Here is a 20,190-nt window from a genome sequence, read left to right on the forward strand (position 1 = left end):
AGCACTGTCGAAAAACCTTAATTTAAAAGCTCTAATATTTGAATATAATTTATTATTAAATTTATTGAGCACTTATGTCTCATCTCATCCTATATTGGCAGACCCCGGTAGATTGCTAATCAAATTATCGTGGTTTGGCTCTGGGGGTATCCGCCCGCATCCAGATGGCCCTCTTCGTTATGTTTCGCGGTAAGGAAATTTAGGCGCTAATTGACTTGTGGAAATTCTGGTCTGTTGGTGGCAAACTTATGTGATGCTGTTGGCGTTTGTGTGTTCACAAATCACGCCTCCCACGAGGCGAATAAATATTATAAATCAGCTCCGCTTAGCGCAATTTTCTAAAAAGCGGTATGCTTAAGAAATATGAATCTAATTTATTTGGCTAAAATCGGTTGAGAATGCGACAAGATTCTAAAATTATCGCTTGCATTGTGGGGTTGTACACGTTTCGATAAGCGCCACTTGCGTGCTTAGGGTGCGCGCAATAATATTTCCGTGGAGGCGGGCACTAAATGAAATTTTATAAAACACTTCTGGCGGCAACGGCAGTTGTCGCTCTGATGAGCGGCGCAGCATCGGCAAAGACCTTTGTCTATTGCTCGCCAGCTTCGCCTGAAGGCTTCGATCCTGCTGCCTACACTGGTGGTGACACGTTTGATGCGTCGGCGCATCCGGTCTATAACCGCCTTGCAGAGTTTGAAAATGGCACAACTGAAGTTGTTCCAGGCCTGGCAGAAAGCTGGACTGTTTCGGACGATGGTAAGGAATATACCTTTAAGCTTCGCGAAGGCGTCAAGTTCCACTCGAGCGACAATTTCACGCCAACCCGCAATTTCAACGCTGATGACGTGATCTTCTCGTTCGACCGTATGGGCAACAAGGAAAATCCTTGGCACGAATATACGTCCGGCGTTTCGTACGAATATTTCGATTCCATGGAAATGGGTTCGCTGATCAAGGAAATTCAGAAGATTGACGACAACACCGTCAAGTTCATTCTGACCCGTCCGGAAGCTGCTTTCCTCGCAAATATCTCGATGCCTTTTGCGTCGATTATTTCGAAGGAATACACAGATAAGCTCGCAGCCGATGGCAAGCAGAGCGATCTCAACCAGTTCCCCGTTGGCACTGGTCCTTTCCAGTTTGTCGCTTATCAGAAAGACGCAGTCGTTCGCTTCAAGGCTAACCCGGATTACTGGGGTGCAAAGCCGAAGATCGACGATCTCGTTTTCGCAATCACCACTGACCCTGCTGTTCGTGCACAGAAGCTCAAGGCCGGCGAATGCCACCTGATGTCTTATCCGGCACCAGCCGACATTAAGGGTCTTCAGGGCGATTCGAACCTTAAGGTTGATGAGCAGGCTGGCCTGAACGTCGCTTACTTCGCTTACAACACCACTGTTGCTCCATTTGATAAGCCAGAAGTGCGTAAGGCACTCAATCAGGCTGTCAACAAGCAGGCAATCGTTGATGGTGTTTATGAAGGTCAGGGGCAGGTTGCCAAGAACCCAATTCCACCGACAATGTGGAGCTACAACGACAAGATCGAAGACGACAAGTACGATCCGGAAGCCGCTAAGAAGGCTCTCGAAGCTGCTGGCGTCAAGGATCTGAAGATGAAGCTGTGGGCAATGCCTGTCAGCCGTCCTTACATGCCAAACGCACGTCGTACTGCTGAACTGATGCAGGCCGATTTTGCCAAGGTTGGCGTTGATGCGGAAATCGTTTCGATGGAATGGGGTGAATACCTCAAGAAGTCCGGCGAAAAAGACCGTGATGGCGCTGTTATCCTCGGCTGGACCGGTGACAATGGTGATCCGGACAACTTCCTCGGCACGCTTCTGGGCTGCGCAGGCGTTGGCTCGAACAACCGCGCTCAGTGGTGCTACCAGCCGTTCGAAGACCTGATCCAGAAGGCCAAGGTTTCGACAAGTCACGATGAACGCGTGAAGCTTTATGAAGACGCTCAGGTGATCTTCAAGGAGCAGGCCCCTTGGAACACAATCGCGCATTCGACTGTATTCGTGCCGATGTCAGCCAAGGTTACCGGCTTTAAGCAGAGCCCGCTTGGTGATTATCGCTTCGAAGAAGTCGATATCACAGAGTAAAATCCTGACAACACCAGCGGCCGGGTGTGGAGGTTTCCTCCGCACCCGGTCGGAGTTTTTGTATGTTTCGTTTCATATTTAACAAACTTCTATATCTGATACCGACTTTCATCGGCATCACGATTGTTGCTTTCGCTTTCGTACGTGTGCTGCCGGGAGATCCAGTTCTTCTGATGGCGGGCGAGCGCGGCGTCAGTCCTGAGCGTCATGCGCAATTGCTGGCTCAGCTCGGATTTGACCGGCCATTGTGGGAGCAGTATCTCCATTATGTCGGTAATCTCCTGCATGGTGATTTCGGTCAGTCGCTGGTGACGAAAAAGCCAGTTATCGATGAATTTTTTGCGCTGTTCCCGGCAACGGTCGAACTGGCATTCTGTGCAATCATTCTGGCTATTCTTGTCGGCATCCCGGCAGGTGTCATCGCTGCTGTAAAGCGCGGTTCGTGGTTTGATCAGGGATTGATGGGCATTTCACTGGTCGGCTATTCAATGCCGATTTTCTGGTGGGCTTTGCTGCTGATCATTCTCTTCTCGGGTGTTTTACAGCTGACGCCTGTTTCAGGCCGTATCTCGCTGCTTTACTACTTCCCGCCGGTAACAGGTTTCATGCTGATTGACAGTCTTCTGTCTGGTCAAAAAGGTGCGTTCACGTCTGCCGTATCGCATTTGATCCTGCCGACGATCGTTCTTGCGACGATTCCGCTTGCGGTTATTGCGCGTCAGACACGTTCGGCGATGCTGGAAGTGCTTGGTGAGGATTATGTCCGCACGGCACGCGCCAAGGGCCTGCCACTTCGTCGCGTCATTGGTCTTCATGCGCTGCGCAATGCGATGATCCCTGTCATCACAACAATCGGCCTTCAGGTCGGTGTGTTGATGGCCGGTGCGATCCTGACCGAGACCATCTTCTCGTGGCCGGGCATTGGTAAGTGGATGCTCGATTCGATTTCGCGACGCGACTATCCGGTCGTCCAGAGCGGATTGCTGATCATTGCGTTCATTATCATGGTCGTTAATCTGATCGTTGATCTGCTTTACGGGCTGATCAATCCGCGTATCCGGCACAAGTGAGGGTATCATGACACACCCAACAAATCAGCCGGCAGCTATTCAGCCGGAGGCGACAAAAGAAGTCGGGAAACTCCGGGCTTTGAAAGATTTCTGGTTCTATTTCAGCGTCAATCGTGGCGCTGTGATCGGTCTTTTTGTATTTCTCGCAATCATTCTGGTGGCAGTTTTTGCACCGTTGATTGCGCCGCATAATCCGGTCGAACAATATCGTGAGTTCGTGAAGGTGCCTCCGTTCTGGGAGCAGGGCGGCAGCACACAGTTCCTTCTGGGAACGGATGCGGTTGGCCGTGATATTCTGTCCCGTCTGATCTATGGCGCGCAATACTCGCTGCTCGTGGGCTTTGTCATCGTTATTATCTCGATGTGCCTTGGCATCACGATCGGCGTTGTTTCGGGCTATTTTGGTGGCGGCATTGATACGGTTTTCATGCGTATCATGGACGTTATTCTGGCTTTCCCTTCGCTGCTGCTGGCTCTGGTTCTGGTGGCTATTCTCGGACCCGGCCTGATCAACGCGGTGCTTGCGATTACGCTGGTTCTGCTTCCGCACTTTTCGCGTCTGACGCGTGCGGCAGTTATGGCAGAAAAAGAGCGTGAATATGTAACGGCCTCAAGGCTCGCAGGTGCGAGCAAGTTCCGTTTGATGTTCAAGACAATTCTGCCAAACTGCCTTGCGCCGCTGGTTGTTCAGGCGACGATGTCGTTTTCGAACGCTATTCTCGACGTTGCGGCACTTGGCTTCCTTGGTATGGGTGCACAACCGCCGACACCGGAATGGGGCACGATGCTCGCGGAAGCACGTGAGTTCATTCTGAGCGCGTGGTGGATTGTTACTTTCCCTGGCCTTGCTATCCTGATTACTGTTCTTGCGATCAATCTGGTCGGCGATGGTCTGCGCGATGCGCTTGATCCGAAACTGAAGAGGAGCTGATCGATGGCTTTGCTTGAAATCAAGAACCTTACGGTTTCGTTTGATACCTCGACTGGCCCATTCAAGGCGGTCGATGGTATTGATATTTCGGTCGATAAGGGCGAAGTGCTGGCGATTGTTGGCGAGTCCGGTTCTGGTAAATCGGTTGGTATGCTTGCGGTTATGGGTCTTCTGCCTAAAACTGCGACGGTGACTGCCGACAGCATGACGTTTGAAGGCCGCGACCTCAAAGGCATGTCGGACAAGGAACGCCGCAAGATTATCGGACGTGATATTTCGATGATCTTTCAGGAGCCTGTTGCAAGCCTCAATCCGTGTTTCACGGTTGGTTATCAGCTTGAGGAAGTGCTAAAGCGCCATCTGGGGCTTAAGGGGTCTGCAAGCCGTGCACGCGCCATTGAGCTGCTTGAACTGGTGGGTATTCGTGATGCAGCTGAACGCTTGTCGAGCTTCCCGCATCAGATGTCGGGTGGTCAGTGCCAGCGCGTGATGATCGCGATTGCGATTGCGTGTAATCCAAAGCTGTTGATTGCCGATGAGCCGACAACGGCGCTTGATGTGACGATCCAGAAGCAGATTCTTGATCTGCTGATGCGTCTTCAGGTCGAACACGGCATGGGCCTCATCATGATCACTCATGATATGGGCGTTGTTGCTGAAACTGCGGATCGTGTGATCGTGCAGTATAAGGGGCATAAGATGGAAGACTCCGACGTGTTGTCGTTGTTCACCGAGCCTAAGCATCCTTATACGCGCGCGCTGCTTTCGGCTCTGCCGGAAAATGCGACGGGTGATCGTCTGCCGACGGTTTCCGATTTTGTATTTAACACCAATGCCGCAGGAGAAGCGTGATGAGCGAGATTGTTCTCGAAGCGCGCGACATCAAGCGCGATTACCATGTTGGTGGCGGTCTTTTTGGCAAGCCGAAGGTTGTTCATGCTGTTAAAGGCGTGAGCTTCAAGCTTGAAAAGGGCAAGACGCTGGCAATCGTCGGTGAATCAGGCTGCGGCAAGTCTACACTTGCCCGTATCCTGACCATGATCGACCCACAAACATCTGGCGATCTGATGATCGGCGGCAAGGATGTGAACATTGCCCGTGACGGCCTGACACCTGAAATGCGCCAGAAGGTGCAGATTGTGTTTCAGAACCCCTATGGCTCGCTCAATCCGCGCCAGAAGATCGGTGATGTGCTGGCTGAGCCTTTGCTGCTCAACACCAATATGTCGGCTGCCGAACGTCGTGAAAAATCGATGGAAATGCTGCAAAAGGTTGGCCTTGGCAAAGAGCATTTCAATCGTTACCCGCACATGTTTTCGGGTGGTCAGCGTCAGCGTATCGCCATTGCACGTGCATTGATGCTCAATCCGAAGCTGCTCATTCTGGATGAGCCAGTTTCGGCACTCGATCTTTCTGTGCAGGCACAGGTGCTTAATATTCTTGCTGATCTTCAGGAAGAGTTTGGCCTGACTTACGTGTTCATCAGCCATGATCTGTCGGTGGTTCGTTACATTGCGGACGATGTGATGGTGATGTATTTCGGTGAAGTTGTCGAATACGGTTCGCGTGACGATGTGTTCAACAACCCGCAGCATGACTACACCAAGAAGCTGTTCGCGGCGACGCCACGTGCGGATGTTGATGCAATCCGTGCTCGCGTTGAAGCGCGTACGGCTGCACGTCAGGCCGCACAAGCGTAAAGCTCTTTAAATTGAAAATGAAAACGCCGCCTTTTTAAGGCGGCGTTTTTGTTTTGAAAACGGGCTCTAATGCTGTCCGCGTTGCTGATGCCAGGAGAGCGCCCGAACAATGTCATCGGCGTTGATTTTGCCGATAATAGCGCCGTTCTCCACAATGCCGACATCGCCGCTGCTATCAGCAACTGATTTCATCAGTTCACGAACGAGAGTTTCTTTTCGTGTGGTTGCTGCAAATGGGCGAGGGGCTGCATTGCGGTCAAAAGGGGTCATGATGTCGCCCGCTTGCAGGACGCCAAGCGGGTTCATATGGGCAACAAAGTCTGCAACATATCGATCAGCTGGGTTGAGCAAAATGTCTTGCGGTGTCCCGCATTGCACAATACGCCCGCCTTCCATGATCGCGATGCGATTGCCGATCTTCATAGCTTCATCGAGATCGTGGCTAACGAACACAATCGTTTTCTTAAGCCGTGATTGGAAAGCCAGAAGTTCATCCTGCAAGCGTGTGCGGATCAGTGGATCAAGTGCCGAGAACGGCTCATCCATCAGCAAAATTGGTGCGCCGGTGGCAAATGCACGGGCAAGGCCAACGCGTTGCTGCATGCCGCCGGAAAGTTCGCCAACCTTGCGTTTGGCCCAGTCTTGCAGGCCAACCAGTTCTAGCTGGTCGCGTGCGTGGTTGAGCCGCTCTTGCTTGCTCATGCCGGAAATTTCGAGGCCGAAGGCAACGTTTTCTTCAACCGTGCGCCATGGCAACAGACCGAATTGCTGAAACACCATCGAGACGAGTTCGGTCCTCAGGTGCCGCAGTGTTTTGCGGTCGGCATTGCCGACATCAATCGTGCGTTCGCCATCGCGTATTAGAACGCGACCACGCGAAATCGGATTGAGCCGATTAATAGCGCGCAACAGCGTCGATTTGCCAGAACCGGACAGCCCCATCAGGACAAGAATCTCGCCTTCCTGAATATTGAGCGAGCAGTCGTGCACGCCGAGAACCAGATCGGTTTCGGCCTGAATTTCCGAGCGCGAAGCGCCACGATCTGCCAGTTCCAGCGCGCTATCGGCATTCTTGCCGAATATGATGCTGACGTCTTCTACAGAAATGATCGTCATAACCGGCTCTCCTATTTGTCCCGTGCAGCCCGGAAGATGCGATCAAGCACGATGGCGACCACGACGATAACGAAGCCCGACTCAAAGCCCAGCGATGTATTGACCGAGTTGAGCGCACGAACCACCGGCACGCCAAGGCCGTCTGCACCGACAAGGGCTGCAATCACCACCATCGATAGTGACAGCATGATAGTCTGTGTCAGGCCTGCCAGAATCTGCGGCATAGCGTAGGGCAGTTCGATTTTCCAGAGAAGTTGACGGCGGGATGCGCCGAAAGCTTCACCTGCTTCGATCAGTGATGACGGCGTTGATGAGATACCAAGATGCGTCAGCCGCACGGGGGCAGGTAGCACGAAGATCGCCGTAGCAAGGAGCCCCGGCACCATGCCGATACCGAAAAAGACAATTGCCGGGATCAGATAGACGAAGGTTGGCAGCGTCTGCATCAGGTCGAGAATGGGGCGCATGACAGCATAGAGCTTTGGGCGATGCGCCGCAGCAATGCCGAGCGGAACGCCGATAGCCATGCAGAGAAAGCAGGCTGAAAGCACGAGTGTCAGCGTCTTGAGCGTTGCATCCCAATAGCCCTGATTGATGATGAACAAAAAGCCGATAATCGTGAGGATTACAACGGAAATGCGGCGCTGTATGAACCATGCGATAACAGCAAAAATCGCGATGAGGATCAACGGATGGGGAAGCTGCAATAGAAACAGCAAGCCATCGATAAGCCACTGCATCACAGCCGCCAACGCATCGAAAAAGCCGCTCATATTATCGGTAAGCCAGTCGACCACTGATTTTGCGGTCGGTCCAACTGGGATTTTATAGTCCGTCAGCCAGTTCAACGATTCTGTCTCCTGCTGCGTGCTTTTTCGTTTTCATGTTTGCAAAGGTACAGGCCGCGGTTGACCGCGGCCCTGAATATGAAGATTACAAGCCGAGTTCTGCCTTGACAGCTGGCAGACCTTCCTTGCCGTCGAACGTGGTAACGCCGTCAAGCCACTTGTCGAGCACGGCAGGATTTGCCTTGAGCCAAGCGGTTGCAGCTTTTGCTGGTTCTTCGCCGTCATCCAAGATCTTGCCCATGATCTCGTTTTCCATTTCAAGCTGGAATTCAAGATTGGTCAGGAACTTGCCGACATTTGGGCATTCCTGCGTATAGCCAGCGCGGATATTCGTTTCGACTGTCGCACCACCGAGGTTCGGGCCAAAGAAATCATCGCCGCCGGTGAGATAAGCGATTTCAAAGCGCTTGTTCATCGGATGCGGCTCCCATGCGAGGAACACAACCGGATCTTTGCTCTTAATGCTGCGCGCGACCTGCGCCAGCATGCCCTGTTCCGACGATTCAGCCAGTTCAAAAGATTTGAGGCCAAAGGCATCCTTGGTGATCATGTCGAGGATCAGGCGGTTGCCGTCGTTGCCCGGCTCAATGCCGTAAATCTTGCCGCCCAGCTTATCTTTGAAAGCTGCAATGTCTTTGAAGTCTTTGAGGCCTTCATCATAGGCATATTTTGGCACGGCGAGCGTGTATTTCGCGCCTGTTAGATTGGTGCGCAGCGTTTCAACGCTCTTATCATCCAGATAAGGCTTGAGATCGGCACTCATCGACGGGTTCCAGTAGCCAAGGAAAACATCAATGTCTTTCTTACTCAGCGACGCGTAAGTCACGGGCACAGAGAGAACCTTGATGTCGGTCTTATAGCCAAGGCCCTTGAGAACCTCAGTTGCTACAGCCGTGGTCGAGGTGATGTCGGTCCAGCCCACATCGGAGAAGCGAACGGTCGAGCAGCTTTCCGCCTCGGCAGCGCTGGCGGCTGCTGGAATGGCAAAGATGGCTGTGGTAACCGCCAGCATATTCAATACGCGTTTCATTGAAGGCGTTGATGTGGACTTCATTTCTCTCTCCATTAACCGGGCCGTTTTAACGGTTGCTTGTTTTTCCGGTTCCAGCTTTTAGCAAACACCAAAGATTTCGCCGATCAAGTACCATTGCGGCGAAAATATTTCTGATTGCGACTTTCGGGGGTGTTGTACTCGTTTTTCTGGACCGTCAGGCAAAAAGTTCGGCACATAAAGCAGTCTGGCCGAAGCAGGGCGAAGTGCCGCCATGTTACCCAGCGCTTGTTTCGTTTCAACCCTTGCTACAGGAAAAGCTTCGATAATTGCTATGAGGGGCTGCTCGATGGTTGTCGAAAAGCCAGCCACACTCTATTTGAAGATCAGGACAAGAGTTCGTGTTTACTGGCTGGTCATATGTTGCATTTGATATGCGATGTTGCTGGTTGGATAAAAGTGCCAGAGAGCCTGCAATTGCGGGTAAAAGGAAGGATTTTATACAGTGTGGAATGCAGTTCGGGGCGTTTTCTCCTTCCTTGGCCGGTTTATCGCAGCACTGGCACGTGTGATTGCCGTGCCGCTTGGCGCGTTGTGGGGGCTTTTTCTGAGGCTCGGAAATTTGTGGAAAGTCGCTGTTGCGGTTTTCGTTATCGGATTTGGCGGCCTGTATGTCTATTTTATCTGGCAAACGCAGGTCTGGACGAACTTTGATCCCGACTATCCGGCCAAATATAGCTACCAAACGGCTGTGACGCCGGGTGAAGAGTTGCAAACCACGCCCGCACCACTCGTATCAACGCCCGCACCTTCGACAAGCACGCCAAGTGGCACCGATACCACGCCGACCACTGGCGATAGCGAGACGACAACCGAAACTGAAACGAAATCTGAAAATCCGGTCGACACGCAGCCGATGCAAGCAGCGCAGATTCCATCGACTGCGCGCAAGTGTTCGCCATCCGCCATTGCCGAAGTGGCCGCTGATCTCACTGATTTCAATGTGAATCAGAATGCGTGGATTTCCTCCATGCTGCTTTACAAGCTTGGTTTCTTTGGCATTGACTGGGACCGCACACCATTCCTTGATAATAAGGCTTCATTCCAGCGTGGCATCAATGCTGCGGTGCGTCGTACGGCTATTGAGCTCGTGGACAATATTGGTCGTCTGCGTGGCACCTCGCAAATTGATAGCGATCTGCAGAAGGCACGTGGAAATCTGCAGTTTGCCGAAGATTCCTGGTATTTTGGCTTGAGCCCATTTGGCCCTAAGACACCAACACCAAGCTATTACCGTTCTGCGATTAAGGATCTGCGTTCATTCAACACGCGTTTGCAAACCTGTCAGGTTACATTTGATGCACGCGCCGACAATCTCATCCAGCTTGTCGACCGTATTGCGAGTGATCTGGGCTCGACCTCGGCAATCCTTAAGGATCGCGCCGAAAATTATCATGCTGGTTGGTTTGATACGCGGGCCGATGATCGCTTCTGGTTCGCCTATGGCCAGCTCTATGCTTATTACGGCATCCTGCGTGCAGCACATTCGGATTTCCGTGGCGTATTGGCTGAAAAGCATCTCGATGGTGTGTGGGACGAAATGGAGCGGCAGTTGCGCTCGGCACTCGATATGCAGCCATTCATTGTTTCCAACGGCAGCCCGGATGCATGGTTTACGCCATCGCATCTGACGACTATGGGCTTTTATATTCTGCGTGTGCGTTCCAATCTGGTCGACGTGAAGCAGGTTCTGGAGCGCTAAACCTTAATGGAACTACCATCACTCTTGCGACAGGCCGTAGATGCTGCGCTCGAAGGTGTGGCTCTGGCCGACCTTAAGCGTGCATCTGATGTGCTGTCGCGGCGCTATCGTGCGGAAACGCGCGATGGGCGTTTGCATATTTCTGATGATCTGGCGGCCAAGGCCTATCTGGCTGCACGCCTCCCTGCGACTTATGCCGCGGTGCGTGCAAGCTTAGAGAGCGTTGCGGAAGTCTGCCCCGATTTTGTTCCGCAGACGATGCTTGATGTGGGCTGTGGGCCGGGAACGGCCCTTTGGGCTGCACGTGATTGCTGGCCTGATTTGCAGTCTGCTACGATGATCGAAGCAAGCCCGGCAATCCGCGCTGTGGGAAGCAAGCTTGCGACAGATATCGGGCTTCAGACCGAATGGCGGGCGGCAGATCTGATTAAAGAAAAGCTGGATTTGCCGCAGGCTGATCTGGTGACAATTGCTTATGTGCTGGATGAATTGGCACCGCTTGACCGCAAGGCACTGGTTGAAAAGCTCTGGGCTTCTGCGCAACATTTGTTTGTGATTGTGGAACCGGGAACACCGGCTGGCTGGCAGCGTATTCTCGATGCACGTGCGGTGCTGTTAGAACAGGGCGCGCATATTGCAGCCCCTTGCACCCATCAGCTGGATTGTCCGATAGCGGCACCGGATTGGTGTCATTTTTCGCGTCGTGTTGCGCGGTCGCGGATTCATCGTTTGACTAAGGATGCCGAAGTTCCGTGGGAAGATGAGAAATTCATCTATCTGGCAGCGACACGTGATCCATCGCTTGCGGCGTCAGCGCGGGTTATCGCGCCAACACGTGTTGGAGGCGGCAAGGTGACCATCAAGCTTTGCAAGGATGATGGCTCTGCGGAAGAGGGGCTTTTGACCAAGCGGGATGGCGAGCTTTTCCGTTGGGCGCGTCGTGCTGATTGGGGTGATGCGTTGTTGCGCGATTAAGCGCAGGGATGGCGAAGATGAAAATCAGTCTGGTTCAATTGCGTTTGTTGGAAGCAGTGGCCGAAACTGGCAGCGTGGGTGCTGCCGGTCGTCGGTTGCGGTTAACGCAATCAGGAGCCAGTCAGGCGATCGCAACGCTAGAAAAGATACTCGGAATTGCCGTGCTGGCGCGCAAGCGCGATGGCGCGGTTTTGACGGCCTTTGGACAATCTATCCTCGATGATGCACGCGCAGCACTTTCCGCTGTTGAGCGTATCGAAAGTCAGGCGCGGAGCAAGACAAGTGGCGGACAAGAGCGCTTGCGCATAGCGGCCATTCCAAGTCAGCTTGAGCATGTGTTGCCGGAGTTGCGCAAAGCATTTTCCCGGCTTTATCCCTCGGTCGAGTTCAGTGCCTTTGAAGGCGGACATGATGACGTGAGCCAATGGGTCAAAGACGGCATTGCTGATCTTGGCATCACATCATTACCGATTGAAGAATTGCAGGCGCAAGCCATTGGTGAAGAAGAGCTTGTTGTCATAGGGCGGCGTGATGATCCTCTTATGCAGCAGGCAACCCTCGCCCCGGCCCAGCTTCGTGACAGAAAATTACTCGCCGCTGCGGGATGCGAGTTGATTATCGACCGCGTTATTCATGAGAATAGTGGCGCGCGCAGTGAGCAGGTTAAAACGCGTGACATTGCGACTGTTCTTGAAATGGTGCGGCATGGCATTGGTTTGACATTGATTTCAGAGATCAGTTTGCCGGGCGCTGATCTGCATGATCTGCGCATTTGTCGTTTTGATCCACCAGCTTTTCGCACGGTTTCTATCGTGTCGCGGGCGGATAGTCCCGTTCGCTTACTGATTGACAGCTTTTGCGATCTCGCGCTCAAGCGAAGGCAAAAGGCGGCATAAGAAAAACTAATATCTCATATCTGATTTATCCGTGGTGCTGACACGGCTGTTTTCTGCAATGGTCGTCATACAGTTTATGAATCAGAGTTCAACGCACATGGTCGCCACAAGCGAAACGATAAATTCAGCAGCTAAGTCCGATACAATCAGAGGGCTGATCTGGGGGCTTTCGGGCGTCCTCGTCTGGTCCGGTTCGTTTGTCTTAACGCGCTTTGGGTTTCAAACAGCGTTGTTGCCGTCGGATATTATTGCATTGCGGTTTGGTGTTGCGGGGCTTGTTCTTCTGCCGGTTGTGCTGGCGAAAGGTTTTGGCTTTCGGCAATTGGGCGCGCTGGGCTTTGTGCTTTTGGTTGCAGGCGCTGGCTTTCCCTATGCGTTGTTGACGGCCTTTGGGCTGCAATATGCGCCAGCGTCCCATGCGGCAGCGCTTATTCCGGGATTGATGACTGCAATGGTTGCGATCTTCGGCGTGTTTCTACTTCACGAACGACTGGTGCCTGTGCGCTGGGCAGGCGTTGGCTTGATCCTGGTGGGCAGTGCATTGATTGCAGGCTTCTCGCAATTTGGTGGCGCGGAGATGATGGGGCATCTCGCGTTTTTTGCCGCTGCTCTCGTCTGGTCGCTTTATGTGATGGTGTTTCGCAAAAAGAACATGGATGGCCTGCATGCGGCTGCGATTTCTTCGGTCGCATCAGCGATTGTATTTTTGCCGATCTACGTGCTTTTTCTGCAAAAGGGGATTGGTGAAACCTCGTGGAACGACATTGTTCTGCAAGGTTTTTATCAGGGCGTTTTGACGTCGGCCTTTGGCATCTTTGCCTTCAACCGCGCCGTGGTTCTATTGGGCACGGCTGCGGGTGCTGCACTGTCGGCCCTTATTCCGGTCGTTACACTGGTGCTTGGGCTTTTGTTGTTGGGCGAAGTGCCCGGTCTGACTGATACTCTTGCGGCCCTTCTGATCAGCGTCGGTGTTCTGGCACTGAACAAAAAGGGCCGCAAGGCAACATCATGATGCTTGAAACGCTGCCTGTAACTTTGGACGATTGATCAGGAACACCATTGCAGCGGCTGCAAAACACATGGCTCCCGCCAAAATAAGCGCAGGTGTGTAGCTGTCGTAGTCTGTGCGAACAAAACCTGCAAAGGCTGCTGCGGCTGCAGCTCCCACCTGATGGCCGGTGAAGACCCAGCCAAACACCATGCCGGCTTTTTCGGGGCCGAATTTCTCTGCTGCAAGTTTCACTGTTGGAGGAACGGTTGCAACCCAATCAAGACCATAGAAGACGGCGAAAAGCGCCAGTTCATAGATCGAGAAATCGGTGAAGGTCAGATAGATGAGTGACAAGCCGCGTAGCGCGTAGAACCAGAATAGGAGCCAGCGATTGTCGTAGCGGTCGGTAAGCCAGCCAGACGCAATCGTGCCGATCAGATCAAATGCGCCGATCACGGCGAGAATCCCAGCTGCGCCCACAGGTACAATGCCGTAGTCGCCACAAAGCGCAATCCAGTGTGTCTGGATCAGGCCGTTGGTGGAAAAGCCACAGACGAAGAATGTGAGAAACAAGACCCAGAACGTGGTTGTCGAGGATGCTTCACGCAATGTTACCAGAGGCGACAGCATCATGTCGCCAAACTGCTTCTTTGGTTCTGGTGCGGGCATTGGGGCTGTGCGGCCATAGGGCTTGAGGCCGATGTCTGAAGGCTTGTCGCGCATCAACATCAGCACCAGCAAAAGTGCCGCCAGCAGGAATGAGATGACAATGACCAGTGATGAACGCCAGCCGATATTCTGGCTGACACTTGCCAGAATTGGCATGAATATCAGCTGACCTGTTGCATTGCTGGCAGTCATCATGCCGACGACCAGACCGCGACGCTTCTCAAACCAGCGCGCAGCAACCGTAGCGCCAAGGACAAGTGCAGTCATGCCCGTGCCGAGGCCGATTATGACACCCCAGAGCCCTACCATTTGCCATTGCTCAGTCATGAAGATTGAGCCCACAAGCCCAAATGAGATCATGATGAGCGCTGCCATGACCACACGGCGCAGGCCAAACTGGTTCATGAAAGCGGCAGCAAATGGTCCCATCAATCCAAACAGCACAAGCCGCAATGCCATTGCGAAAGAGATATTCGCATTGGTCCAGCCAAACTCACTTTGGAGCGGTTCGATCAATATGCCAGCCGAGCCCATGGCGGCGGCAGTCGCCAGCATGGTCAGAAAGGTGACACCAGCGACAACCCATCCATAATGGATGTTTCGTTGCGCTAGAAAACTGGCTAGGCGAGCTGAGATCATCTTCGGAACTCTCTGTTTCGGCTGGATTTCGACCAGCCACATATTGGAGGACGAAGCCGCCGGTTATTTAAAATCCGTGCGGGCTTCAGTCATTGTTTTCAGTCAAACCGCATTCACTCGTTCAACGCGCATCTTGTTCCGAAAATCGTTTCACACTTTTCGGTATGCGCTAGATCCGCTACAAAGCACCTAGAAGCGCCAGCAATTGCTCGACACCCTTGTGACCTAGTCGCGCTTCGATTTCATTTTGGGCCTGATCCCACAATGGTCCGCCCAACTCGACCAGTCTGTGTCCTTCGCTGGTGAGAGCGACGCTCGTTTCGCGATGGTCATTGCTGGAGGCGGGTTCGATCAACCCCATTTTCTGCAGCACTTTTGCATTCCGCCCCATGGTCGAACGGTCCAGTTCGGCAATGCGTGCCAGTTCGGTGAGTGAGATCGCAGACGCGCGTGAGATTTTTCGCAGCAGGCTGAACTGCGCCACGCTGATGCCAAGCGGAGCCAATGCTTCATCATAAATGGCTGAAGTCTTTCGGGCTGCCAGACGCAGATCTATGCAAATACAGGAATGAGACATAATGCGGGTATATACCCGCATTATGTCTTTGGCAATATGTCGAAATGAATTTTAAATATTGTGGCTCGTGTTCAGCAAAAAGAAGATGGAATTAAACTGCGATATGCGATGTTTCCTTGACCTCTTCCATCACAGCATAGGTGTGGGATTCACGCACGCCGGGAAGGGAAAGCAGGGCTTCTGACAAAAAGCGCCGGTAGTGGTCCATATCCGTGACACGGGCTTTGATCAGATAATCGAAGCCGCCTGCAACCATATGGCATTCCAGAATGTCGGGATTACTGCGTGTGAATGTGGAGAAGGTTTCAAACACTTCCGGCGTGGTACGGTCGAGTTTGATTTCAATGAAAACCAGCATCGAGCGATCAAGCATTTTTGGCGATAGATGCGCCGAGTAGCCCAGAATATAGCCTTCGCGGGTCAAGCGTTTGACGCGCTCAGCTGTCGCTGTTTGCGAAAGATTGATACGATCAGAAAGTTCAGTGTTGGTCAGTCGGCCGTTTTCCTGAAGCGCAGACAGAATGCTTCTGTCCATCACATCGAGATTCTTCATTGATGTCCCCATTTGACCGCCTGCAAGAACGGTTCTTTTTGTTTGTTTGCAAATGATCTGCGAACGAAATGAATCCGAAATCGGCGACGGGCGCAAGACGAAAATGCTTAATCGTTCATACAAAATTCCTGATACATCATACTTTTGCATATCTCTGGTTGAGCACTGATAAGGCTGGCAGCTTGAGATATGGGTGAGTAGTGTCTCATATGAATCTATTGATTAACCAAAAGTACACTTTATAGTTGTAATTATTATTCAACCTGTGGTAATTGTTCCGCATACTAAAAGTCATATTATACTTATACATTTGGCATTTTGGGCGGTGCCCGTTTAGGCTTGGTGGAAGGAGCCTGCTAACTTCCATCATAGTTGTCCTTATTAAGGGCAAAGGGAAAATCCGGATCGCTTCACTGGGTCCGGATTTTCTTTGTGCATTACGTCGTACGCTTGGTGTTAAGAGAGCGACCAAGGTATGAATTTTCCAGTTGCAAGCGATGCAAGGGAAGGCTAACAGTATCGCCATGAACATTTCGCGCATTGAAACAAAAATCTGGTGGTGGGCTCGCTAAAAGCGGCCACGCAGGCGTTTGTGCATTTGCGTTTAGAAACAGGCCGCTGGGATTATCCGGGCGGCCTTTTTGTTTGGCTGTTTGAATAAGACCGGGTCTTGGAAGTGCTCGATAACGAATAACACTTGGGAATTGCCAGTCATGAATGCGAAGATTGCGGATAGCGAGATATTCACGCACGAAACAGCGGGCGGCATTGTTGTCGAACGTGTGCGCCATCTGACTGCTTATAAGGGAGCCATCGAGACTTATATCGATGCTCTCAATGAGCGGCGTGGTGCGGTGTTTTCTTCCAATTACGAATATCCAGGCCGCTATACGCGATGGGACACGGCAATTGTTGATCCGCCGGTGGTGATCACGTCCCGCGCGCGTCAGATGCGCATTGAAGCGCTGAATAAGCGCGGTGTTATCCTGCTGCGTCCGATCTTAAAGACGGTGCAGTCACTTGCCGAAGTGAAGGTCGATAAGGCCGATGAAGATTGTATCGAGCTGACGATTGCTGAACCCACTGGGACATTCACCGAGGAAGAGCGTTCGCGTATACCTTCGGTTTTCACCGTATTGCGGGCGATTGTGGGCCTTTTCTTCTCCGAAGAAGATGCAAATCTCGGTCTTTACGGTGCGTTTGGCTATGATCTCGCATTCCAGTTTGACGCGATCCAGTACAAGTTGAAGCGCCCGGATGATCAGCGTGATCTGGTGTTGTTCATTCCTGATGAAATATTTGTGGCGGATCACTACTCCGCACGCGCATGGGTGGATCGCTATGAGTTCAGCTGTGGCGGTTCATCCACGCATGACCTTGCACGCGCGACGCCGGTACAGGCTTTCAAACCTGCCGAACGTGATCTGCCGCGTGGCGATCATAATCCGGGCGAATATGCCAAGCTGGTTGAACGCGCCAAGGATAGCTTCAAGCGTGGCGATCTTTTTGAAGTCGTGCCGGGGCAGACTTTCTATGAGCGTTGCCACACAGCTCCTTCGGAAATCTTCCGTCGCCTGAAGTCGATTAATCCATCGCCTTACTCGTTCTTCATCAATCTGGGTGAAAACGAGTATCTGGTGGGCGCTTCGCCGGAAATGTTTGTGCGCGTCAATGGTCGCCGCATTGAGACCTGCCCGATTTCCGGCACCATTAAGCGCGGTGAAGACGCGATTTCGGATTCAGAGCAAATTCTGAAGCTGCTCAATTCGAAGAAAGATGAGTCCGAGCTGACCATGTGTTCGGACGTGGATCGCAACGATAAAAGCCGTGTTTGCGAACCGGGCTCGGTACGCGTGATCGGGCGTCGTCAGATTGAAATGTATTCGCGTCTGATCCATACGGTTGACCATATTGAAGGCCGATTGCGTGACGGTATGGATGCGTTTGACGGCTTCCTCAGCCATGCATGGGCTGTGACTGTGACCGGTGCGCCAAAGCTTTGGGCCATGCGTTTCCTTGAAGAAAACGAGCGTAGCCCGCGTGCATGGTATGGCGGTGCTGTCGGTATGATGCATTTCAACGGTGATATGAATACCGGCCTCACGTTGCGCACAATCCGCATCAAGGAAGGTGTGGCCGAGATTCGTGCCGGTGCAACGCTGCTGTTTGATTCCAATCCAGAAGAGGAAGAAGCGGAAACCGAACTGAAAGCTTCGGCAATGATTGCTGCTGTGCGTGAAGCGCAGAAGAGCAATCAGGTTGCGGAAGAACGCGTGGCGGCAAAGGTTGGCGAGGGGATTTCGATCTTGCTGGTCGATCACGAAGATTCCTTCGTGCACACGCTCGCCAATTATTTCCGCCAGACGGGTGCCACGGTTTCGACGGTACGCTCGCCGGTAGCCGAGGAAGTGTTCGACCGCATCAATCCTGATCTTGTCGTGCTTTCGCCTGGACCAGGAACACCGCAGGACTTCGATTGCAAAGCGACTATTGAAAAGGCGCGTAAGCGTGAGCTGCCGATCTTCGGCGTCTGTCTTGGGCTTCAGGCACTCGCAGAAGCCTATGGTGGCACGCTGCGTCAGCTTCGCATTCCGATGCATGGCAAGCCATCGCGCATCCGGATTTCGAAGCCAGAGCGTATTTTCTCAGGACTGCCAAAGGAAATAACGGTTGGTCGTTACCATTCGATCTTTGCTGATCCTGAACGTCTCTCCGATGATTTTCTGGTTACGGCAGAAACCGAAGACGGTGTCATCATGGCCTTTGAACATAAGAAAGAGCCAGTGGCGGCAGTGCAGTTCCACCCCGAATCCATCATGACATTGGGTCATAATGCGGGGATGCGCATGATCGAAAATATCGTTGTGCATTTTGCAGCGAAGCATAAAGCGCGCCGCAGCAACTATTAAACTCGATTTCACGTGACAATCAAACGACCGGCCGTGGTGAAAACTGCGGCCGGTTTTTTCGTTTATGGTCTTATAAAATCATGATTTTTCAGAGCTGCTTTAGCGAACCATTTGCAACTGTAATGCATTGCATTCGCAAGAGAAAATTAAGTTGCTGAAGTAAAAATGAGGGGTTCGATTATCGGAATTTCTGGGCTATAGAACGCCTATCGAAATGCGGCTGACTGGCTTGGCCAGAGTGAATGCGCAGTGAGCTTAAATTTAAGCTCAAACCCGCTTGTCGGGATAAGAATTTAAAGAATTAGGGTTTGTGATGGACGCGAGTGTGAAAGTTCGGCGCCTTGCCGCTTGGTCGATTCCTGTTGCGCTGGGCGTAATGGGTTTGAAATATTTGGCCTATGCACTGACTGGCTCCGTTGCACTCTATTCGGATGCTCTGGAATCCATCGTCAATGTGATCGCGGCTTTCGGCGCCTGGTGGGCAATTAGCGTTAGCTACAAGCCAGCCGATGAAAACCATCCGTTTGGGCATCATAAGGCAGAGTACATTTCGGCGGTTGTCGAAGGGGTGCTGATTACCATTGCGGCGCTTCTGATTGCCAAAGAAGCTTGGTCGGCACTTCAGACGCCGCACCAGATGGAAGAGCCTTGGCTGGGTCTTGCAATCAATACCGTCGCGGCAGCAATCAATTGTTTCTGGGCATTACTGCTCATTCGCACGGGCCGCAGCGCGCGTTCGCCAGCACTGGAAGCCGATGGTCAGCACATCATGACTGATGTGTTTACGTCTGTGGGTGTTCTGTTTGGTCTCGTTGGCGCGGTTGTTACCGGATGGGCGATCCTCGATCCGCTGCTCGCTATTCTGGTTGCGATCAACATTCTCTGGCAGGGCTGGGGTGTTATCAATAAATCCGTACAGGGCTTGATGGATATTGGTGTTGAACCTTCCGAGGAAATGCGCATTCGCGATGTGATTTCGGCCAATGCCGGTGGCGCGATTGAGGTTCATGATCTCAAGACGCGCATTGCAGGCCGTGTAACTTTCATCGAGTTTCATCTGGTTGTGGCTGCGGAAATGAGCGTGGGCGACGCGCATATCATCTGTGACCGAATCGAAGATGCCTTGAAAGCGCAGATCGAAAGTGCGCGCGTCGTGATCCATGTCGAGCCGGAAGATGAGGCAAAACTGCCGATTGGCACGAGTTCCGTACCATTCGCCTAGAGCGCATTTCGATCTGATTTTATCAGATCAGCACTCTAGTCCTCATATTTGACGCGCATCTTATCTGAAAACCGCTACACACTTTTCGGGATGCGCGTGATACAAATACCGTCTTGCGCGTTTGAAACCCCGCGTGTAAAAGCATCGACATGGTTATGAAGAACGCAACATCTTTGGAACATTCTGCCGCCGCTTCCAGCGCGCGCGTGAACGTTTGCGTTCTAAACTCGCTT

General features: G+C 52.4%; 16 protein-coding genes and 2 pseudogenes. 12 read left to right on the forward strand and 6 right to left on the reverse strand.

What is annotated here, in order from left to right:
- Positions 1–512: 512 nt before the first annotated feature.
- The 5 genes from J2782_RS00700 (at position 513) to J2782_RS00720 (ending at position 5,809) form a co-directional block, all read left to right on the forward strand.
- A complete protein-coding gene (locus J2782_RS00700; protein WP_310009700.1) occupies positions 513–2,108 on the forward strand; it encodes an ABC transporter substrate-binding protein in 1,596 nt (531 codons plus the stop codon).
- Positions 2,109–2,170: 62 nt separating this feature from the next.
- A complete protein-coding gene (locus J2782_RS00705) occupies positions 2,171–3,178 on the forward strand; it encodes an ABC transporter permease subunit (RefSeq protein ID WP_310009701.1) in 1,008 nt (335 codons plus the stop codon).
- Between the two features lie 7 nt (positions 3,179–3,185).
- On the forward strand, positions 3,186–4,109 hold the full coding sequence (locus J2782_RS00710) for an ABC transporter permease subunit (RefSeq protein ID WP_310009702.1): 924 nt from the start codon (positions 3,186–3,188) through the stop codon (positions 4,107–4,109).
- A gap of 3 nt (positions 4,110–4,112) precedes the next feature.
- A complete protein-coding gene (locus J2782_RS00715) occupies positions 4,113–4,961 on the forward strand; it encodes an ABC transporter ATP-binding protein (protein ID WP_310009703.1) in 849 nt (282 codons plus the stop codon).
- Positions 4,961–5,809 (forward strand): dipeptide ABC transporter ATP-binding protein, encoded by an 849-nt coding sequence (locus tag J2782_RS00720; protein ID WP_310009704.1) that lies wholly within the window; start codon positions 4,961–4,963, stop codon positions 5,807–5,809. The genes J2782_RS00715 and J2782_RS00720 overlap by 1 nt, the downstream gene beginning before the upstream one ends.
- Positions 5,810–5,875: 66 nt before the next feature.
- Here J2782_RS00720 and choV read toward each other — a convergent pair whose 3' ends face one another.
- The 3 genes from choV to J2782_RS00735 all read right to left on the reverse strand — a co-directional run bounded on the left by choV (position 5,876) and on the right by J2782_RS00735 (position 8,827).
- Entirely contained in the window at positions 5,876–6,925 is a 1,050-nt protein-coding gene (gene choV / locus J2782_RS00725) for a choline ABC transporter ATP-binding protein (protein WP_310009705.1), read from the reverse strand.
- Between the two features lie 11 nt (positions 6,926–6,936).
- Positions 6,937–7,773 carry a choline ABC transporter permease subunit gene (gene choW, locus J2782_RS00730; protein WP_310009706.1) on the reverse strand — a complete coding sequence of 279 codons (837 nt, stop codon included), beginning with the start codon at positions 7,771–7,773 and terminating at the stop codon, positions 6,937–6,939.
- An 85-nt stretch (positions 7,774–7,858) separates the two neighbouring features.
- The gene (locus J2782_RS00735) at positions 7,859–8,827 is read right to left on the reverse strand and encodes a choline ABC transporter substrate-binding protein (RefSeq protein WP_404989582.1); all 969 of its coding nucleotides are present in this window, start codon (positions 8,825–8,827) and stop codon (positions 7,859–7,861) included.
- A gap of 442 nt (positions 8,828–9,269) precedes the next feature.
- Between J2782_RS00735 and J2782_RS22820 the strand changes: the two are divergent.
- The 5 genes and pseudogenes from J2782_RS22820 to J2782_RS00755 form a co-directional block, all read left to right on the forward strand.
- Positions 9,270–9,578 (forward strand): annotated as a pseudogene (locus J2782_RS22820) (DUF2333 family protein); the annotation flags it as partial.
- A 96-nt stretch (positions 9,579–9,674) separates the two neighbouring features.
- Positions 9,675–10,526 (forward strand): annotated as a pseudogene (locus tag J2782_RS00740) (DUF2333 family protein); the annotation flags it as partial.
- 6 nt (positions 10,527–10,532) lie between these two features.
- Positions 10,533–11,501, forward strand: a complete 969-nt coding sequence (locus tag J2782_RS00745; RefSeq protein ID WP_310009709.1) for a small ribosomal subunit Rsm22 family protein — start codon at positions 10,533–10,535, stop codon at positions 11,499–11,501.
- A 17-nt stretch (positions 11,502–11,518) separates the two neighbouring features.
- Positions 11,519–12,397 (forward strand): LysR family transcriptional regulator, encoded by an 879-nt coding sequence (locus J2782_RS00750; protein WP_310009710.1) that lies wholly within the window; start codon positions 11,519–11,521, stop codon positions 12,395–12,397.
- Between the two features lie 97 nt (positions 12,398–12,494).
- Positions 12,495–13,409 (forward strand): DMT family transporter, encoded by a 915-nt coding sequence (locus J2782_RS00755; protein ID WP_310009711.1) that lies wholly within the window; start codon positions 12,495–12,497, stop codon positions 13,407–13,409.
- Here the strand turns inward: J2782_RS00755 and J2782_RS00760 are convergent.
- The 3 genes from J2782_RS00760 to J2782_RS00770 form a co-directional block, all read right to left on the reverse strand.
- The gene (locus J2782_RS00760; RefSeq protein WP_310009712.1) at positions 13,404–14,696 is read right to left on the reverse strand and encodes an MFS transporter; all 1,293 of its coding nucleotides are present in this window, start codon (positions 14,694–14,696) and stop codon (positions 13,404–13,406) included. The two genes, J2782_RS00755 and J2782_RS00760, sit on opposite strands and share 6 nt — an antisense overlap.
- A 178-nt stretch (positions 14,697–14,874) precedes the next feature.
- Positions 14,875–15,273: a MarR family winged helix-turn-helix transcriptional regulator gene (locus J2782_RS00765; RefSeq protein WP_250038739.1), complete on the reverse strand. Its 399-nt coding sequence runs from the start codon at positions 15,271–15,273 to the stop codon at positions 14,875–14,877.
- A gap of 91 nt (positions 15,274–15,364) precedes the next feature.
- The gene (locus J2782_RS00770) at positions 15,365–15,826 is read right to left on the reverse strand and encodes an Lrp/AsnC ligand binding domain-containing protein (protein ID WP_250038740.1); all 462 of its coding nucleotides are present in this window, start codon (positions 15,824–15,826) and stop codon (positions 15,365–15,367) included.
- 713 nt (positions 15,827–16,539) lie between these two features.
- On the opposite strand from J2782_RS00770, the gene J2782_RS00775 reads away from it, so the two are divergent.
- Both J2782_RS00775 and J2782_RS00780 read left to right on the forward strand, forming a co-directional pair.
- A complete protein-coding gene (locus J2782_RS00775; protein WP_310009713.1) occupies positions 16,540–18,735 on the forward strand; it encodes an anthranilate synthase component I in 2,196 nt (731 codons plus the stop codon).
- A 313-nt stretch (positions 18,736–19,048) separates the two neighbouring features.
- Positions 19,049–19,957: a cation diffusion facilitator family transporter gene (locus J2782_RS00780; protein ID WP_310009714.1), complete on the forward strand. Its 909-nt coding sequence runs from the start codon at positions 19,049–19,051 to the stop codon at positions 19,955–19,957.
- The last annotated feature ends 233 nt before the right edge of the window (positions 19,958–20,190 follow it).

Source organism: Brucella pseudogrignonensis (assembly GCF_031454375.1).
In the GTDB taxonomy this organism is placed as follows: domain Bacteria; phylum Pseudomonadota; class Alphaproteobacteria; order Rhizobiales; family Rhizobiaceae; genus Brucella; species Brucella pseudogrignonensis_A.

Coding starts and splice junctions, on each gene's coding strand:
- J2782_RS00700 (WP_310009700.1), top strand. CDS start 513: ATGAAATTTTATAAAACACTTCTGGCGGCAACGGCAGTTGTCGCTCTG.
- J2782_RS00705 (WP_310009701.1), top strand. CDS start 2,171: ATGTTTCGTTTCATATTTAACAAACTTCTATATCTGATACCGACTTTC.
- J2782_RS00710 (WP_310009702.1), top strand. CDS start 3,186: ATGACACACCCAACAAATCAGCCGGCAGCTATTCAGCCGGAGGCGACA.
- J2782_RS00715 (WP_310009703.1), top strand. CDS start 4,113: ATGGCTTTGCTTGAAATCAAGAACCTTACGGTTTCGTTTGATACCTCG.
- J2782_RS00720 (WP_310009704.1), top strand. CDS start 4,961: ATGAGCGAGATTGTTCTCGAAGCGCGCGACATCAAGCGCGATTACCAT.
- choV (WP_310009705.1), bottom strand. CDS start 6,925: ATGACGATCATTTCTGTAGAAGACGTCAGCATCATATTCGGCAAGAAT.
- J2782_RS00735 (WP_404989582.1), bottom strand. CDS start 8,827: ATGAAGTCCACATCAACGCCTTCAATGAAACGCGTATTGAATATGCTG.
- J2782_RS00745 (WP_310009709.1), top strand. CDS start 10,533: ATGGAACTACCATCACTCTTGCGACAGGCCGTAGATGCTGCGCTCGAA.
- J2782_RS00750 (WP_310009710.1), top strand. CDS start 11,519: ATGAAAATCAGTCTGGTTCAATTGCGTTTGTTGGAAGCAGTGGCCGAA.
- J2782_RS00755 (WP_310009711.1), top strand. CDS start 12,495: ATGGTCGCCACAAGCGAAACGATAAATTCAGCAGCTAAGTCCGATACA.
- J2782_RS00760 (WP_310009712.1), bottom strand. CDS start 14,696: ATGATCTCAGCTCGCCTAGCCAGTTTTCTAGCGCAACGAAACATCCAT.
- J2782_RS00765 (WP_250038739.1), bottom strand. CDS start 15,273: ATGTCTCATTCCTGTATTTGCATAGATCTGCGTCTGGCAGCCCGAAAG.
- J2782_RS00770 (WP_250038740.1), bottom strand. CDS start 15,826: ATGAAGAATCTCGATGTGATGGACAGAAGCATTCTGTCTGCGCTTCAG.
- J2782_RS00775 (WP_310009713.1), top strand. CDS start 16,540: ATGAATGCGAAGATTGCGGATAGCGAGATATTCACGCACGAAACAGCG.
- J2782_RS00780 (WP_310009714.1), top strand. CDS start 19,049: ATGGACGCGAGTGTGAAAGTTCGGCGCCTTGCCGCTTGGTCGATTCCT.